Source organism: Curtobacterium sp. MCSS17_006 (assembly GCF_003234215.1).
GTDB classification, from domain to species: Bacteria; Actinomycetota; Actinomycetes; order Actinomycetales; family Microbacteriaceae; genus Curtobacterium; species Curtobacterium flaccumfaciens.
Genome location: NZ_QKSO01000001.1, coordinates 406781 through 422966 on the forward strand (window position 1 = coordinate 406781; position 16186 = coordinate 422966).

General features: G+C 69.5%; 17 protein-coding genes. 9 read left to right on the forward strand and 8 right to left on the reverse strand.

Going from position 1 to position 16186, the window contains the following annotated elements:
• Window positions 1–8 precede the first annotated feature (8 nt).
• Together DEJ21_RS02040 and ppk2 are read right to left on the reverse strand one after the other, a co-directional pair.
• Window positions 9–1631 (reverse strand): APC family permease, encoded by a 1623-nt coding sequence (locus DEJ21_RS02040; RefSeq protein ID WP_111223534.1) that lies wholly within the window; start codon window positions 1629–1631, stop codon window positions 9–11.
• Between the two features lie 184 nt (window positions 1632–1815).
• Window positions 1816–2724: a polyphosphate kinase 2 gene (gene ppk2, locus DEJ21_RS02045; RefSeq protein ID WP_027467245.1), complete on the reverse strand. Its 909-nt coding sequence runs from the start codon at window positions 2722–2724 to the stop codon at window positions 1816–1818.
• Window positions 2725–2901: 177 nt separating this feature from the next.
• Between ppk2 and DEJ21_RS02050 the strand changes: the two genes are divergently transcribed.
• Window positions 2902–3261, forward strand: a complete 360-nt coding sequence (locus DEJ21_RS02050) for a UBP-type zinc finger domain-containing protein (protein WP_071404761.1) — start codon at window positions 2902–2904, stop codon at window positions 3259–3261.
• Between the two features lie 18 nt (window positions 3262–3279).
• Here the strand turns inward: DEJ21_RS02050 and msrA are convergent, their stop codons facing one another.
• Window positions 3280–3801: a peptide-methionine (S)-S-oxide reductase MsrA gene (gene msrA / locus DEJ21_RS02055; RefSeq protein WP_071245202.1), complete on the reverse strand. Its 522-nt coding sequence runs from the start codon at window positions 3799–3801 to the stop codon at window positions 3280–3282.
• A gap of 260 nt (window positions 3802–4061) precedes the next feature.
• Between msrA and DEJ21_RS02060 the strand changes: the two genes are divergently transcribed.
• Complete coding sequence (locus DEJ21_RS02060) at window positions 4062–4358, forward strand: hypothetical protein (RefSeq protein ID WP_146247684.1); 297 nt, start codon at window positions 4062–4064, stop codon at window positions 4356–4358.
• Between the two features lie 230 nt (window positions 4359–4588).
• Here the strand turns inward: DEJ21_RS02060 and DEJ21_RS17925 are convergent, their stop codons facing one another.
• Together DEJ21_RS17925 and DEJ21_RS02070 are read right to left on the reverse strand one after the other, a co-directional pair.
• Window positions 4589–5176, reverse strand: coding sequence for a hypothetical protein (locus DEJ21_RS17925; RefSeq protein ID WP_146247685.1), 588 nt, complete (start codon window positions 5174–5176; stop codon window positions 4589–4591).
• A 283-nt stretch (window positions 5177–5459) separates the two neighbouring features.
• Window positions 5460–6389, reverse strand: a complete 930-nt coding sequence (locus DEJ21_RS02070; RefSeq protein WP_111223537.1) for an SDR family NAD(P)-dependent oxidoreductase — start codon at window positions 6387–6389, stop codon at window positions 5460–5462.
• Window positions 6390–6489: 100 nt separating this feature from the next.
• Between DEJ21_RS02070 and DEJ21_RS02075 the strand changes: the two genes are divergently transcribed.
• A complete protein-coding gene (locus DEJ21_RS02075) occupies window positions 6490–7155 on the forward strand; it encodes a TetR/AcrR family transcriptional regulator (protein ID WP_111223538.1) in 666 nt (221 codons plus the stop codon).
• Between the two features lie 355 nt (window positions 7156–7510).
• On the opposite strand, the gene DEJ21_RS02080 is transcribed toward DEJ21_RS02075, so the two are convergent.
• Complete coding sequence (locus DEJ21_RS02080) at window positions 7511–8332, reverse strand: aldo/keto reductase (RefSeq protein WP_111223539.1); 822 nt, start codon at window positions 8330–8332, stop codon at window positions 7511–7513.
• Window positions 8333–8422: 90 nt separating this feature from the next.
• Between DEJ21_RS02080 and DEJ21_RS02085 the strand changes: the two genes are divergently transcribed.
• Complete coding sequence (locus DEJ21_RS02085; RefSeq protein WP_111223540.1) at window positions 8423–9154, forward strand: OBAP family protein; 732 nt, start codon at window positions 8423–8425, stop codon at window positions 9152–9154.
• A 61-nt stretch (window positions 9155–9215) separates the two neighbouring features.
• Here the strand turns inward: DEJ21_RS02085 and DEJ21_RS02090 are convergent, their stop codons facing one another.
• Window positions 9216–9677: a DUF4383 domain-containing protein gene (locus DEJ21_RS02090; RefSeq protein ID WP_111223541.1), complete on the reverse strand. Its 462-nt coding sequence runs from the start codon at window positions 9675–9677 to the stop codon at window positions 9216–9218.
• Window positions 9678–9908: 231 nt separating this feature from the next.
• Here DEJ21_RS02090 and DEJ21_RS02095 point away from each other — a divergent pair, with 231 nt between their 5' ends.
• Together DEJ21_RS02095 and DEJ21_RS02100 are read left to right on the forward strand one after the other, a co-directional pair.
• A complete protein-coding gene (locus DEJ21_RS02095; RefSeq protein ID WP_111223542.1) occupies window positions 9909–10523 on the forward strand; it encodes a GNAT family N-acetyltransferase in 615 nt (204 codons plus the stop codon).
• Window positions 10524–10608: 85 nt separating this feature from the next.
• Window positions 10609–10965 (forward strand): VOC family protein, encoded by a 357-nt coding sequence (locus tag DEJ21_RS02100; protein WP_111223543.1) that lies wholly within the window; start codon window positions 10609–10611, stop codon window positions 10963–10965.
• Window positions 10966–11049: 84 nt separating this feature from the next.
• Here DEJ21_RS02100 and DEJ21_RS02105 read toward each other — a convergent pair whose 3' ends face one another.
• Window positions 11050–12072: a LacI family DNA-binding transcriptional regulator gene (locus DEJ21_RS02105; RefSeq protein WP_071245173.1), complete on the reverse strand. Its 1023-nt coding sequence runs from the start codon at window positions 12070–12072 to the stop codon at window positions 11050–11052.
• A 216-nt stretch (window positions 12073–12288) separates the two neighbouring features.
• Between DEJ21_RS02105 and DEJ21_RS02110 the strand changes: the two genes are divergently transcribed.
• Genes DEJ21_RS02110 through DEJ21_RS02120 form a run of 3 tightly spaced genes read left to right on the forward strand, consistent with a single transcriptional unit; the run spans window position 12289 to window position 16180 of the window.
• Window positions 12289–14322 (forward strand): beta-galactosidase, encoded by a 2034-nt coding sequence (locus DEJ21_RS02110; RefSeq protein ID WP_111223544.1) that lies wholly within the window; start codon window positions 12289–12291, stop codon window positions 14320–14322.
• Window positions 14319–15233: a carbohydrate ABC transporter permease gene (locus tag DEJ21_RS02115; protein WP_027467229.1), complete on the forward strand. Its 915-nt coding sequence runs from the start codon at window positions 14319–14321 to the stop codon at window positions 15231–15233. Before DEJ21_RS02110 ends, DEJ21_RS02115 begins: the two co-directional genes overlap by 4 nt.
• Complete coding sequence (locus DEJ21_RS02120; RefSeq protein ID WP_228516621.1) at window positions 15230–16180, forward strand: carbohydrate ABC transporter permease; 951 nt, start codon at window positions 15230–15232, stop codon at window positions 16178–16180. Before DEJ21_RS02115 ends, DEJ21_RS02120 begins: the two co-directional genes overlap by 4 nt.
• Window positions 16181–16186 lie beyond the last annotated feature (6 nt).

Genomic DNA, 16186 nt, shown 5'->3' on the forward strand with positions numbered 1-16186 from the left:
CTTCCGGATCAGGCTTCGACGGAGGCGGCGGTCGGGCTCGCCGCGGCTGCGGGGACGGGCACCGCCGCGGTGGTGGGCACCTCGGCCAGGGTGATCGGCCCGTGCGTGCGGTGCCGCCAGCTCGACCACGCCCAGCCGACGAGCAGCACGCCGCCGATGAACAGCAGCGCGCTGTATTGCAGCCACCACGAGGTGCCGGTCAGGTCGTAGATCTCCGGCCGGGGCCAGATGAGGTTGATCGCCATCCCGATCTGGAACGCCACGGCCAGGGCGTTGAGCGGGATGCCCCAGCGACCGAGGGTGAACAGCGGCTTGCCGTCCTCGTCGACCCCGGTCGGCAGCCCGGTACGACGGAGCTTGATCCGCTGGACCAGCAGCGGCCCGGTGACCCCGAGGTAGGCCAGGTAGAGCATCGCGATGCACAGGCTCGACAGGGCGGTGAAGATCGCGGACTGCCCGATGTTGACGGCGAGGGCCAGCCCGGCGCCGACCCCGACGACGATCGACGCGGCGATCGGGGTGCCGGTGCGGGGCGAGACGCGGGCCAGGGTGCGGTGGAAGGGCAGCGCCCTCTCGCGGGCCATCGAGTAGACCATCCGGGCACCGGCGGTCTGCACGGCGAGGGTGCAGGCGAAGACGGCGACGGCGACGGTGCAGAGCAGGAGCCGACCGAAGACGTCGCCGAGGGTCGAGGTGATCACCCAGGCGAGACCCTGCGTGGCGAGCTTGCCGTCGGTCAGGCTCGGGGCGGCGACGAGTGCACCGATGATGAGCAGCCCGCCACCGAGGCCGGAGACCGTGAGCGCCCGGACGATCGTCTTCGGGGTGGTCCGGCGCGGGTTGTGGGTCTCTTCCGCGAGCTCACCGGCCGAGTCGAAGCCGACCATCACGTACGCGGCCATCAGCGAGGACGCCAGGAACGCCCACACGTAGGGCTCGGTGCTCGTCGACCCGGTGGTCGTGAACACCACGGAGGCGCTGCGGTGCGGCAGCAGGAACAGGGCGCCGATGAGCACGACCACGCCGATGATCTCGATGAGCACGCCGAAGCTCGTCACGCGGGCCATCAGCCGGACGCTCGTGATGTTCACGATCGTCGTCACGGCGAGCATCACCAGACCGAGGACCACCGCGTTCGCGGCACCGGTCGGCGACGCGACGGACGGGTCCGCGCCCGGACCGCCGACGACCTGGAACCCGTCCCAGATCGCGGGGAGCACGGCCTGCACGGCGATGGCCGCCACCGCGACGGTGAGGATCTGGCCGATGATCATCGTCCAGCCGGTGAACCACCCGAACCGGGCTCCGGCCAGGCGGCTCGACCACTGGAAGATCGCGCCGGAGATGGGCCAGCGGGCCGCGAGCTGCGCGAAGTTCAGCGCGACGAGCAGCTGGCCGCCGAAGACGAGCGGCCACGCCCAGAAGAACGCAGCACCGCCCAGCCCGAAGCCGAGTCCGAACAGCTGGAAGACCGTGGTGAGGATCGAGACGAAGGAGAAGCCCGCCGCGAAGGAGGAGAACGAGCCGACTCCGCGGTGGAGTTCCTGCTCGTAGCCGAGGCGGGCGAGCCCCTGGGTGTCGACGTCGGACGTGGCGCGCGGTGCGTGGAGCGGTGCTTGCGGAGAACGCATGACTGCAGACCTTTCGCGGAGTACCTGTCGGGTGACAGGTAGTGCGACAAGTGTCTTGCGGCCCTGTGTCGGCGCCGTTGCCCGTCTGTTTCGAGTGCGTGACGGCAGGCCCCGGCGTGTAAACGTTCCGAGTCGGCGGGCGGATCAGCGGCGGGGGATCAGCGGCGGGGGATCACCGAGGGGATCACTCGACGTCGACGTCCCGCTTGCCGCGGCGGACGATGAGCGGGTCCGGCTTGCCGATGACGTCGGCGGCCTTGTCCGGGTAGTCGAACTGCGTCAGGAAGTACCGCATCGCGTTGAGCCGCGCGCGCTTCTTGTCGTTCGACCGCACGATCGTCCACGGCGCGTAGCGCTTGCTCGTCCGGGTGAACATCGCCGTCTTCGCCTCGGTGTAGTCCTCCCACCGGTCGAGCGACAGCAGGTCGATGTCGGACAGCTTCCACCGCCGCACCGGGTCGAGCTGGCGCATCGCGAACCGGGTCCGCTGCTCGCGCCGGGTCACCGAGAACCAGAACTTCGTCAGGTGGATGCCGGAGTCGACCAGCATCCGCTCGAACTGCGGCACCTGGGTCATGAACGACTCGTACTCGTCGTCGCTGCAGAACCCCATCACCCGTTCGACGCCGGCGCGGTTGTACCAGGAGCGGTCGAACAGGACCATCTCGCCCGCGGCCGGCAGGTGCTGCACGTACCGCTGGAAGTACCACTCACCGCGCTCGCGCTCGGTCGGCTTGCTCAGCGCGACGACCCGCGAGGTCCGGGGGTTGAGGTGCTCGGTGAACCGCTTGATCGTGCCGCCCTTGCCCGCGGCGTCACGCCCCTCGAAGAGCACGACGACCTTCTGCCCGGTGTCCTCGAGCCAGTACTGGCACTTCAGCAGCTCGATCTGCAGCAGGTACTTCTGGTACTCGTACTCGTCCCGCGGCAGGCGCTCCGAGTACGGGTAGTCGTCCTGCCAGGTGAGCACCGGGTTGCCGTGCGGGTCGATCAGCTCCGGGTCGGCCGTCTGACCGTCCGCGACGCTGTACCCCTCGGTCCGCAGCTGTTCGATGTACTCCCGCAACGGCTGCGAGTACGGCGCTGTGTCCACGGTGTCCTCCCTCTGCGAGCCGATCGGCTGTCGGCCCCAGGGCCATCCTGGCCCGGCCACCCGCACGACCGCCCCACGCCTCGCCCTGGACGCGACCTGATGACGGTCTGGAGGCGCGGTGCGGGCCCGCCCCGTGCCTCCCGACCGCATGTGGCCCTTCACAGGCATGATGGGGCCATGACGGACCAGGCCGAGATGATCCACCCCGAGATCGCACCGAGCGGAGACGGGTGCGTCGAGTGCGACGCGACCGGCTCGTGGTGGGTGCACCTGCGCCGCTGCGCGGCGTGCGGCCACGTCGGCTGCTGCGACGACTCCCTCAACACGCACGCGACGCGGCACTGGGAGGAGACCGGGCACGCGGTCATCCAGAGCTACGAGCCCGGCGAGACCTGGGCGTGGGACTACCGCGACGACACCCGCTCCGAGGGGCTCGAGCTCGCGGCACCCACCAGCCACCCCGTGACGCAGGCAGTCCCCGGGCCGGCGGATCGCCTTCCCGGGGACTGGTTGGAACTGCTCGGCGGATCACGCTGATCCGCGGCGGCCGTCAGGTCAGACGGCCGCGGTCGCCTCGTCGCGGTGCGGGAGCTTCCAGCCCGGACGCACGAAGTGGCAGGTGTAGCCGTGCGGGTTCTTCTCGAGGTAGTCCTGGTGCTCGTCCTCGGCCTCCCAGAACGGGCCGGCCGCGGTGACCTCGGTGACGACCTTGCCGGGCCAGATGCCCGACGCGTCGACGTCCGCGATGGTGTCGAGCGCGACCTGCTTCTGCTCGTCTGAGGTGTAGAAGATCGCCGAACGGTAGCTGCGACCGATGTCGTTGCCCTGGCGGTCCTTCGTCGACGGGTCGTGGATCTGGAAGAAGAACTCCAGCAGGTCCCGGTACGAGATCTGGGACGGGTCGAAGACGATCTCGACCGACTCGGCGTGGTCGCCGTGGTTACGGTACGTCGCGTTCGGCACGTCGCCGCCGGAGTAGCCGACGCGGGTGCTGACGATGCCGGGACGACGACGGAGGAGCTGCTGCGCTCCCCAGAAGCATCCGCCGGCGAGGATGGCGGTCTCGGTGGTGGTCATGGTGGCCTCCTGGGCTCTCGTGTCACTGGCTGCGACACCGTGTGGTGCAACCGGCAACAGGGACGATCTGTTCCCGTCGTCAGGTCCGCTGTGGGACGCGGACCCACCCGGGTGTGCGGTCGGTACGACTCGACCCTACGAGTCCGTGCTCCGTGTCGCCCCTGCGGTACGGTCGGGCTCACATGAAGCGGTCATCCATCGACGAAGTCCGGCGCCGTCCCCGTGGCTGGTGGCTGCTCGGACTCGCGTTCTGTTTCCTCGTGTTCCTCGAGGTGTTCGCGGCGATCGGCTCGCTGCCGGGGATGGTCGCCGCGCAACTGGAGCAGTACACGCCCTGCGCTTTCGACGTGACGTTGCAGTGTTCGTACGCCGTCGGGGAAACCGCGCAGTTTCTCGTGCCGCTGGTCGCGTTCATCGTCGCGATCACGACCTGGGTCATCGGGGCGTCCGGCGCTCCCACACTGCGGCGACAGGTGCTGATACCCACGATCGGCCTCGTGGTCATCGTCCTGATCTTCGTGCTCGGTGTCGTCGCGATCGATCTGTCGATCCGATGACCGTCGTCAAGCGAACTCGCCGCCACACGCTCCCGAGGACCTGATGGCGTTCATTCCAGATCGGTTTCGAGACAAGGTCGACTGCGAGGTGGATGGCGTCGTCGACGGACACAGGAGCGCTGGTCTCGGTGCCCTATAGCCGATCGTTCAGCGGTCGTCTCCCGGAACACTTGCTGATCGCGGTGCCGTGAGACTGCTGCCTACGGAGGGCAGTCCCGACCGTCTCGCCGTCACCGGGTTCGCACCGAATGCCAGTCTGTGTTCGCATCCGCGAGATGCGGGTACACCCGCAGCATCTCGGTCGGGACGACTTCCCAGGAGCCGCGGTCCCACAGTCGGTACATCTCGCCAACAGCGGCGACAAACTCGGGTGATGCACCGGGCTCTCCGAGGGGTTGGCCGGAACGCACTCTGGCCGCTTCGCCAGACCGAACGAGCTCTTCCCGCTGCTCGACAGTGAGCGCGCGGACGGCGCCCTCGCACGCGAGCCACTCGATGACTCGGGTCATGTCAGCTCTGCTAGGTCCGCTACCTCGATGGTCATCGACGAGCGTGCTGTAGATCGACCACGGCTGGACGAGCCATGGGACGGTGAACGATACGTCACTGCGGGCGGATATGCGCCGAGCTGTGCCGGCGGCGTCGACGATCTCCCGGAGCAGGTACTGCTCGCACTCGGCGAAGTCGTGCCGGTCACGGCGTCCGAGCTGCGGGTACGGCGCAGTCGCCCGGCCTGGCGTCGTTGCGTGCGGTTGAGGTACAGCGTTGGCCCGCGTCCACCATCGGCGCAGCCGACCGCCAGTCTTCGCGTCGCTCATGTTTCCCCTCCTACGTCACCTTAAAAACGGCGAGGTCTCGGGATCTCCCGCCAGTCGAACACGAAGGGACAGCGTCACACTGCCTCCGATTGCCCCGTCCCGATGAGCGATCCTTCACCGGGCAGGGGATCCGCCTCTCGCCTCTGCGAGCGGTCCTCAGGGGACGGTGAGCAAGAACCCATCGAGCTGTTCGAGGGAGTCCGGCAATCGCAGCAGCCACCCGTCGGCGATCCACGCTTGCAGTGGGCTCGTCCGGAGCTCGCGGCGGGAACCGCGAGGCGTCTCAGCGCGACGGGGTCGCACTCACAGCCGCGACCACGGGGAACGTCACGCCGGTGAGCTCCTCGGACACTGTCCAGAGGCGCTGCTGGATCGCGTAGTCGTGGGACGCGGGGCTGGACGCGACGAGCCTCGGGTAGCCGCGGGCCTCGCCGCGACCGCTGGGACCGTAATACTGGGCGCCCAGGACACCAGGGTCCGTGGCCGCACGGACGGTGGGCAGGGCACCCATCTCGGGCACCTGCGTGAGCATCGGCGCGAGCCACCCGATGGGCACGCGCAGCGCCGTCGGAGCGTTCCGCATGAGCTCCGTGTTGGACACGCCGGGGTGGGCGGCAGCGGCGATGGTGGTGCCGTGCGGGGCTAGGCGGCGCTGCAGCTCGTACGTGAACATGAGGTTGGCGAGCTTGGCCTGTCCGTAGGCGGCCGCGCGGCGGTAGGAACGTTCCCACTGCAGGTCGTCGAAGTGGATGTCGGCTTGGATGCGGTGCCCGGTGCTGCTGACCGTGACGATGCGGGATCCCAGGACGGGCAAGAGACGGTCCAGCAGCAGCCCCGTGAGGGCGAAGTGGCCGAGGTGGTTCGTGCCGAACTGCAGTTCGAAGCCATCAGTGGTTGTCCGCTTCGGCGTGTACATCACGCCGGCGTTGTTGATGAGGAGATCGATGCGGGGAAAGGCCTCGTGCAGGTCTGCTGCCGCGGCCTGGACCGAGTCCAGCGAGGTGAGATCAAGGGCCTGTACGCGGACGTTGCCGGCGATGCGGGCCGCGGCCTGCTCGCCCTTTTCGACGTCGCGGACCGCGAGGACGACCTCGGCGCCGTGCTCGGCGAGCATGCGGGCGGTCTCGAAACCGAGGCCAGTATTGGCGCCAGTGACGATCGCCACGCGTCCGTGCTGGTCAGGAATACTCTGCTCGTTCCAGGTGTCGCTCATGATGCTCCTTTAAAATACCGCTGGTCTTTTGGTATCGGCAACGTTAGGAGACCGGCGATGCTCTCGTCAAGAGACAGCCGGTCTTTAGTAGCATCTCGGTATGACGTTCCAGCGTGCGCGCAGTGAAGAGCAACGGGAGATCCGCCGATCGGTGATCCTGAACACCACCACGACGATGCTCGGCGAGATGCCCGTTGCGGACGTCTCCCTCAACGAGATCAGCCGCCGTGTGGGCCTCGCGAAGTCGAACGTCCTCCGCTACTTCGAGTCCCGTGAGGCGGTGCTGCTCCAGTTGCTCGACGACTACTTCGGCAAGTGGCTGCCGGAGCTCGACGACCGGCTGCAGACCGGCGTCGACGAGCGAGCGGATTTGCCGACCCGAGCTCACCAGCTGGCCGACGTCCTGAGCCGATCCCTCGCAGACCAGTCCACAATGCTCGACTTGTTCGGCGCGCAGGGCGGAGTCCTCGAGCACAATGTCTCGACCGAAGTCGTCCGACGGTACAAGCGGTCCTCCTTGGGCCGGCTTGCGACCATGACGGAGCTCGTGACCCGCCGTGTTCCCGAGCTCGGTGAGGACGCGCAGTTCTTCTGCTTCATGACCCTCATCACGGCAGGAGCGCTGGCGGCCTACGTCCCGCCCCCGGCGAGCCTTCTCGCCGTCTACGCGGACGAACCCGAGCTCAGCGTGCTGAATCTCAACCTGCGCCAAGCGCTTCAAGGCTCAATCACGTCGACGCTTCTCGGCGCCCTGCCACGCCCCTGACCGGAGACGGATCACGGACGCGAAGGCCGGTTGCGATGTGCGACGGGAGCATTCCGGTAGCCGATCGGCTTGCGGGATGCGATCGCGACACTGAGCGGTGCGAAAACGACGACACGGAACCAAGCTGCTCACAGACGAAAGCCAAGGAACGCGCGCCAGCATCCTTCTCGACCCAGGCGTTGCCGCGATGGTCACGGACGCCCCCGACGACAACCTCGAGCACGAGGACCGGAACTTCGTAGCCGAGATCACCGTGCGTCCGCACGGTGGCTGAGCCTCGCCCGTGACTCGGCGTGTACCGACCGGAGGCGCGGTGCCAGCTGGCACCGCGCCTCCAGGCCGGGGCGGGGTCGCGTCAGTTCGCGGTGTCCTCGAGCGCGTCGAGCGCGGCCACGTCCTCGGCAGTGAGCACGAAGTCGACGTCGGCGTTCTCGGCGATGCGTGACGGGGTCGTGGACTTCGGCAGGGGCAGGACGTCCTTCTCGAGCAGGTAGCGGATCGCGACCTGGGCGACGGTCTTGTCGTACTTCGCCGCGATCTCGGCGATCTGCTCGTTCTCGAGCAGGCCACCGGTGGCGAGCGGGGAGTAGCCCTCGGTCAGGATGTCGTGCTCGCGGTCGAAGGCGGTCGTCTCGTCCTGGGTGTTGCCGATGAACCAGCGGATCTGGTTGGCGTGCGGGACGACGTCCGTGCGGCCGAGCAGGTCCTCGAGGTCGGCGACGGCGAAGTTCGAGACACCGATGCTCTTGGTGCGGCCGGCGTCGTAGAGCTCCTCGAAGACCTTCCAGACCTCGACGTTGCCGTCGCGGTGGTCGGAGCCCATGTCGCTCCAGGGCCACGGCGCGTGGATCAGGTACAGGTCGACGTGTCCGAGGTCGAGGTTGTTGCTCGACTCCTCGAAGGCGTCGTGGGCGCCCGAAGCCGTCTTGATCTCGGCCGGCAGCTTCGTGGTGATGAAGAGTTCGTCGCGGGGGATGCCGCTGTCGCGGACGGCCTCGCCGACGCTCGCCTCGTTGCCGTAGGCCAGGGCGGTGTCGATGTGGCGGTAGCCGAGGTCGAGGGCGGTCTTCGTGGCGTCGTACGCGTCGGAGCCGGACGGGATCTGCCAGGTGCCGAAGCCGATCTTCGGGATGTGCAGACCGTTGGACAGGGTGAACGTGTCGATGAGTGCGGGCATGCAGCGGACAGTACGCCGCAACCGCACAGCGTTCCGAGGGGCTGCCGGGTTGCATGGCGCCCACCTCGAACGGACGGAAGGACGCCCCCCATGCCCCTGAACCCCACCGTGCACGACCGGAACACCGGTGTCACCCCGCCCGGAGCGGCCGGCGGCTTCGAGCTCGCCCTGCTCGACCGCGGTGCCGCCGTGCTGCAGACCTCGGCGCCGCTGCGGGGCTTCGACGTCTACGTCGTCGGTTTCCACTGCGTGAAGGGCGAGCCCGACGTGCAGATGGAGGCGCACCACTTCTGCAAGGTGGTGAACGCCGAGATGCTGCAGTGCGTGCTCTTCGACGGCAACACCGCCGATGCAAACCTGATCGGCATCGAGTACATCGTGTCCGAGCGGCTCTTCGACTCCCTGCCCGAGGCCGAGCAGGCGTCGTGGCACCCGCACAACCACGAGGTGTTCTCCGGTGAACTCGTCGCTCCGGGCCTGCCGATCGCGGTGGAGACCGAGCTGATGGGGCACCTGGTGAACTCGTACGGCAAGACCTGGCACACCTGGCACAGCACCCCGATGGGCTCGCAGCCCGCACACGACCTGCCGATCGGTGATCCGATGCTCATGTGGTCGTTCAACCGCGAGGGCGAGGTGGACAGCGCGCTGCAGCAGGACCGGAACCAGGCGATGCGCACCGATCCGGAACCGCGCAAGGAGTCGCGGGCGAAGTACCTCGACCGCGCCCACCCGCAGCGCGGTGTCGGCACGATGCGCGACGCCTTCACCGGCACCACCCCGACCCCGGGCGTCGTCGACGCGGACGACGGGCGCCCCTGACGACGGACGGGAGGCCCGTGGCGGTGTCGCCACGGGCCTCCCGTCCGTCATGTGGTGCGGTTCAGCGCGCGGTGCGCGTCCCGATCCGCGGCAGGACGAAGCCGAGCACGATCATCGCGACGGCCAGGAAGGCGTGGAGGACGTTGTCGGCGCTGTTCAGCGGGACGAAGTTCGCGGGGTCGGCCATGCCGGCGGTGAACAGGCCGTAGACGAAGAGCACCGCGTAGACGATGCCACCGGCGATGAGGTACAGGCGTGCCGAGGCGGCACGGCGGGCGGCGATGAGCCCGACGATGCCGAAGAGCAGGTGCACGATGTTGTGCAGGACGGACACCTGGAACAGGCCCAGGAGGAGGGCCATCGAGCCGTGTCCGGCCATGGACATCGAGCCCATGTCCATGGTGAGTCCGGGGATGAACCCGGCGATGCCGACGATCAGGAAGACGACACCGAAGACGAACGCACCCCGCTGGGTCCACGTCGATCCCGAGCCGGTGCGTGCGGTTGCTGCGCTGCTGGTCATGATCAGCCCTCTTTTCTCGTGCGCGCCGCAGTGTGCGGCACACATGACATTCGGAGCGCTTCCCCGGTCGGTTTGCAGGTGCGAGTTGCGCAGCATCGTGGTGGCCGATTCGCGCACCGTCGGCGCCCGGGATCCCCCCGATCATCACGGGAAGTGCACGGGGCGCTTGGAGGACCGTCCGCCAACATGAAGTCGGCCAAGTGGCCAAGTCTTCCGATCCGAGGAGTCACCATGGAGACCGTCGTCCGAGCAGCAGGACCCGCCGAGCTCGAGGCGGCCGCGGCCGTCCTCGCCGAGGCCTTCGCCGACGACCCGGTGCTCGCCGAGTTCCGGCCGCCGCGATCCGGTGAGGACCGCTCCGCCGTGCTGGCCGGGCTGTTCGCCGCGCTCATCCGGTCGGTGCCGATGCCCGCGCGGCGGGTGGACGTCGCCACGATCGGTGACCGCGTGGTCGGCGCCGCCTTCTGGCAGGCACCCGGTCGGCAGTCCGGAAGCGTCCGGGCCTTCGCGCGGCAGGTGCCGGCGTTCCTCCGGACCCTGGGGCTCGGCGGGGCACTCCGCGCGGTGGCCCACCTGCGCCGCATGGAGCGCGCCCGACCGGTCACCCCGCACTGGTACCTCGCCGAGATCGGGGTGTCGGCGTCAGCGCGTGGTCGGGGCATCGGCGGACTGCTGCTCGGCCACGCACTCGAGCGCGCGGACCGGACGTCGGACGGCGCGTACCTGGAGTCCTCCACCCCGGTGAACCGTCGGCTGTACCGACGGCACGGGTTCGCGGACGGCGCTCCGATCGCGGGGTTCCGAGCGGCGACCCCGATCGGCATGTGGCGTCCGGCGGTCGGCTGACCCGACGCCGGGGGACACCGACCCTGTACCGCCGTGCACGAGCGCTGCCTACCGTCCAGGGCACACCACGACGAGAGGAAACACCATGGCAAGTGGAGTCGCAGCAGTCTGGGTCCCCGTCAGCGACATGGAGCGCGCCGTCGCGTTCTACCGCGACACGCTCGGTCTCACCGTCAAGGACCAGTCCGACGACTGGAGTGAGATCGACGCCGGCGGCCTGATGGTCGGCCTGAACGGGCGCGAGTCCGCCAGCCAGGCGAGCGACGGCGGCGCCGTCGTGTCGTTCCAGCCGGACGGCAGCATCGAGGACGAGGTCGCCGCGCTCAAGGAGCGCGGCGCGGACATCCAGGGCGAGATCAGCGAGCACCCGTGGGGCAAGATCATCCCCTTCAAGGACAGCGAGGGCAACGACCTGCAGCTCTACTCGCCGCCGCAGGGCTGACCCAGCGGGTGCGGGACGCACCCGCGGACGGACTGGAGGCCCGTGGCGACGCCGCCACGGGCCTCCCGTCCGCTCTGCGGCCGGCTACGCGGACCCGCGCCAGACGACCTCCGTCGGCAACAGCAGGCCGCGTGGGCCGTCGTCGGTGCCGCCGATCTGCTCGAGGACCTGGTGCGCCGCCTGCTCGCCGAGCAGGCGCGCCGGCTGCCGCACCGTCGACAGCTGCGGGTCGCACCGCAGTGCCCAGGCGCTGTCGTCGAACCCGACCACGCCGACGTCACCCGGCACGCTCCGGCCGCTGCGCTGCAGGACGTCCATCGCACCGGCGGCGACCGCGTCCGACGCGGCGAACACGCCGTCGATGTCCGGGGCCCGCTCGAGCAGCTCGCGCATGCCCTCGGCGCCGGCGGTGTAGCTGAACAGGGGGTTCCGGGCGACGAGGTCGGGGTCGAAGCGCTCACCGAGTGCCGCGGTGAACCCCGCCAGACGGTCCTGGCCGGAGTCGCGGTCGAGCCCGGACGCGAGCATCCCGATCCGGCGTCGACCGGTGTCGACCAGGCGCCGGGTGATCTGCTCGGCGGCGGCGCGGTTGTCGATGCCGATGTACGAGATGTTCGCGGCGTCGGACGGGTGCCCGACGAAGCACGCGGGCATGCCGATCTCCTCGATCGCGCCGGTGATCGGGTCGCCGTCACGGGCGGACAGCACGATGGCGCCGTCGACGAACCCACCGCGCAGGTACTCGACCACGCGCTCGCTGTCGCGGGCGGAGTCGACCATGATCGTGACGAGCTGCTGGTCGGCATCGGACAGCACGGCGTTCGTGCCGATCAGGATGTTGCCGATGTTGGGGTCGTCGAGCACCACGACCGAGGGTTCGTGGACGATGAGCGCGATCGCCCCGGAACGCCGGGTGACCAGGCTGCGGGCGGCGGCGCTGCGCACGTAGCCGACGCGTCGGACGGCGTCCTGCACGGCCTCGCGCGCCTTCGGCGACACGTACGGCTCGTCGTTGAGCACCCGTGAGACGGTGCCGCGGGACATCCCCGCTTCGTCGGCGACGTCCTGGATCGTGGCGCGCTGACGAGCGGATCGGACCTCGGACATGGGGCAACCATATCCGCCGCTGAGGAGCCCTCGGAACGCCTCGCAGTTGACAGGGTGCAGCCGCTGGTGTTTGAGCTGGGAGCGCTCCCAGAAACATTCGGACCCGATCGGCCGGTGCGGACTGGGAGCGCTCCCAGAACACTGGGTGGCCTTCGCCGTCGAAGGGGTCGCACGCGACCGAGGCGGCCGGGGTCGCCCCGATCAGCGAGGATCCCCGTGACGACCACCACCCTGCCGACGACCGCCACCGGCGCGCTCGGCCTCGGCTCGACGGGCCTCGCGTTCGGGTGCGACTACAACCCCGAGCAGTGGGACCCCGAGGTGTGGGTCGAGGACGTCCGGCTCATGCGCGAGGCCGGCGTGAACCTCGTCGCGATCAACGTCTTCGGCTGGTCGCACGTCGAACCGCAGCAGGGCGAGTACGACTTCGCCGCGCTCGACACCGTCATCGAGCTGCTGCACGGCGCGGGCATCGGGGTCGACCTGGGCACCGGCACCGCCTCGACCCCGCCGTGGCTCACCACCCGGTACCCCGAGGTCCTGCCCGTCGTCGCCGACGGCACCACCCGCTGGCCCGGTGGCCGCCAGGCGTTCTGCCCGAGCTCGCCGATCTACCGCGAGCACGCCCTCGCCCTGGTCCGCGCCACCGCCGAGCGCTACGGCGACCACCCCGCCGTGCGGCTCTGGCACGTGTCGAACGAGCTCGGCTGCCACAACGCGCACTGCTACTGCGATGTCTCCGCCCAGGCCTTCCGCGGCTGGCTGCAGGCCCGGTACGGCACGGTCGACGCACTCAACGCCGCGTGGGGCACCTCGTTCTGGAGCCAGCGCTACTCGGCGTGGGAGCAGGTGCTGCCGCCCCGCGCGACGCTGTCGTTCACGAACCCGGCGCAGACCATCGACTTCGACCGGTTCTCGTCCGACGAGCTCCTCGGCCACCACCGCGCCGAGGCCGCCGTCCTGCGCGAGCTGAGCGACAAGCCCGTCACGACGAACTTCATGGTCGCCGCGCACATCACGGCGCTCGACTACTGGTCGTGGGCCGGCGACATGGACGTCATCGCGAACGACCACTACCTGGACCACCGTCTGCCCCGGCCGCACGTCGAGCTCGCCTTCGCCGCCGACACCACCCGTGGCCTGGCCGGCGGCGCCCCCTGGCTGCTCATGGAGCACTCGACGGGCGCCGTCAACTGGCAGCCGCACAACGTCGCGAAGGCCCCGGGGGAGATGCTCCGGAACACCGCGGCGCACATCGCCCGCGGGGCCGACGGGGTCTGCTTCTTCCAGTGGCGCGCGTCCGTGCAGGGCAGCGAGAAGTTCCACTCCGCGCTGCTGCCGCACGCCGGCACCGAGTCGGGGACCTGGCGCGACGTGGTCGCGCTCGGCGCCCTGGTCGAGCGGCTCGGCGAGCTGCGCGGCTCACGCGTGGTCGCCGACGTGGCGCTCGTGTTCAGCTGGGAGAACCAGTGGGCGGCCGACCTGGAGGCCCACCCCAGCACCGCGCTCCGCTACCTGGAGCAGGTCCACGCGTTCCACGCCGCGCTCTGGGACCTCGGCGTGACCGTCGACGTCGTCGCCCCCGGGGCACCGCTCGACGGGTACGCGCTCGTCGTCGTCCCCGAGCTGTACCTGGTCCGCGACGAGCACGCGGCCGTCATCGTCGACCACGTCGCCAGCGGTGGGCACGCGATCGTCAGCTGCTTCAGCGGCATCGTCGACGAGCGCGACCGCGTCCGCACCGGCGGCTACCCCGGCGCCTTCCGCGACCTGCTCGGCGTGCGGGTGGACGAGTTCCTCCCGCTCGCCGCCGACGCCACGATCGCGCTGTCCGACGGCACGACCGGCAGCGTCTGGTCGGAGCCGGTCGAGCTGCGCGGTGCGACGAGCGTCGTCGACTACGCCGAGGGCTCGCTCGCCGGCCGTCCGGCCGTCACCCGCAACGAGCACGGCGCCGGGACCGCCTGGTACACGTCCACGGTGCTCGACGCCGGTGCGCTGGGCGGGTTCGTCCACCGCGTCCTCGACGAGGCCGGGGTGCGCGCCGACCCCGCCGTCCGCCTCGGACTCGAGGTCGTGCGACGCCGGGACGACACCCACGAGTGGGTCTTCCTGCTGAACCACTCCGACCGCACCGTGGAGCACCACGAGGCCGGCCACGAGCTCGTCGCCGACCGCCCCGTCACCGGGACCACCGCCATCGCCCCCGGCGGGACCCAGATCATCCGCACCGACAGGAACCGCTCATGACCACCACCGCACAGTCGCCCAGCGCGACCCGACGACGCCGGGGCGGCGGGTTCCGCTACCGCCGCGCCATCGCGATCTTCGTCCTGCCGTTCGCCGTCCTGTTCACGGCGTTCTACCTGGTCCCCATCCTCTACGCCGTGTGGGAGTCGCTGCAGAAGATCGAGCGGCAGGGCACGTTCGGCGCGCCGACGCAGGTCTTCGGCGGTCTGAGCCAGTACGCCCTGGTGTTCCAGGACGGCGAGTTCTGGAGCTCCGTGCTCCGCGTGCTGCTGTTCGGTGTCGTGCAGGTGCCGGTGATGCTCGGGCTCGCGCTCCTGTTCGCCCTGCTGCTCGACTCCCCGCTGCTGCGCGGCAAGCGGTTCTTCCGCCTGGCGTTCTTCGCGCCGTACGCGGTGCCCGGCGTCATCGCCGCGATCATGTGGGGCTACCTCTACGCCCCCGACCTGTCGCCGTTCTCCGCGGTGACCTCGCGGGTGGACCTGCTCGGCGGCAGCACCGTGCTGTGGGCCGTCGCCAACGTCGTGACCTGGGTCTACGTCGGCTACAACATGCTCATCATCTACTCGTCGCTCCTCGCGATCCCCGCCGAGGTGTACGAGGCGGCGAAGCTCGACGGTGCGTCCCAGCTCCGGATCGCCCTGTCGATCAAGATCCCGCTCGTGGTGCCGGCCATCGTCCTCACCGCGGTGTTCTCCGTCATCGGCACCCTGCAGCTGCTGACCGAGCCGACCGTGTTCCGCCAGTTCACCTCGACCATCTCGTCGACGTTCACGCCGAACATGCTCGTCTACTCGACGTCCTCGGTGCCGAACTTCAACCTCGCCGCGGCGTTCTCGGTCGTCCTCGCCGTCGCCACGTTCGTCCTGTCGATCGGGTTCCTCCGACTGACCCAGCGGAAGGCCGCCGAATGACCGTCAACGCCCCGTCCCAAGGCGACCTCGTCCGCGACGTCGGCCGACCGCTCGAGCCGAACCGGGCCTCCCGTCCGCACCAGCGCGGAGCGCGCGGTCCCCGTGAGAGCGTCATCTCGCGCAGCGCCGCGATGATCGTGATGGGGGTCTTCACCCTCTACTTCCTGCTGCCGATCTTCTGGCTGCTGGTCTCGTCCACCAAGACCGCGGCGAACTTCAACTCGACGTTCTCGCTGTGGTTCAGTGCCACCTCGGTGCAGGACTTCTTCGGCAACCTCGTCGAGCTGTTCACGCGACAGGACGGCATCTACCTGCGCTGGCTGCTGAACAGCATCGCCTACGCCGGGGTCGCCGGCCTGCTCGGCACCGTGCTCTCCGCGATGTGCGGGTACGCCCTGGCCAAGTACCGGTTCCGCGGCCGCGAGGTCCTGTTCAACGTGTTCCTCGGCGGCGTGCTCGTGCCGGCGACCGCCCTGGCCCTGCCGCTGTTCCTCATCTTCAGCCAGGTCGACCTGACCGACACGTTCTGGTCGGTGTTCCTGCCGAGCATCGTCAGCCCGTTCGGCGTCTACCTGTCACGGCTGTTCGCGGCGTCGAGCGTGCCGGACGAGATCATCGAGGCCGCCCGCATCGACGGTTCCGGCGAGGTCCGCACGTTCTTCACCGTGGCGGTCCGGCTCATGTCGCCCGCACTCGTGACGATCTTCCTGTTCCAGTTCGTCGCCGTGTGGAACAACTTCTTCCTGCCGCTCGTGATGCTCCGCGACTCGTCGCTGTTCCCCGTCACCCTCGGCCTCTACACGTGGAACTCGAGCGTGAACCAGTACCCGGACCTGCGCACCCTCGTGCTCATCGGGTCGTTCGTCTCGATCATCCCGCTGCTCATCGCCTTCCTGAGCCTGCAGCGCTTCTGGCGCTCCGGCCTCGGCTCCGGCGGCCTGAAGTAGCCCCTC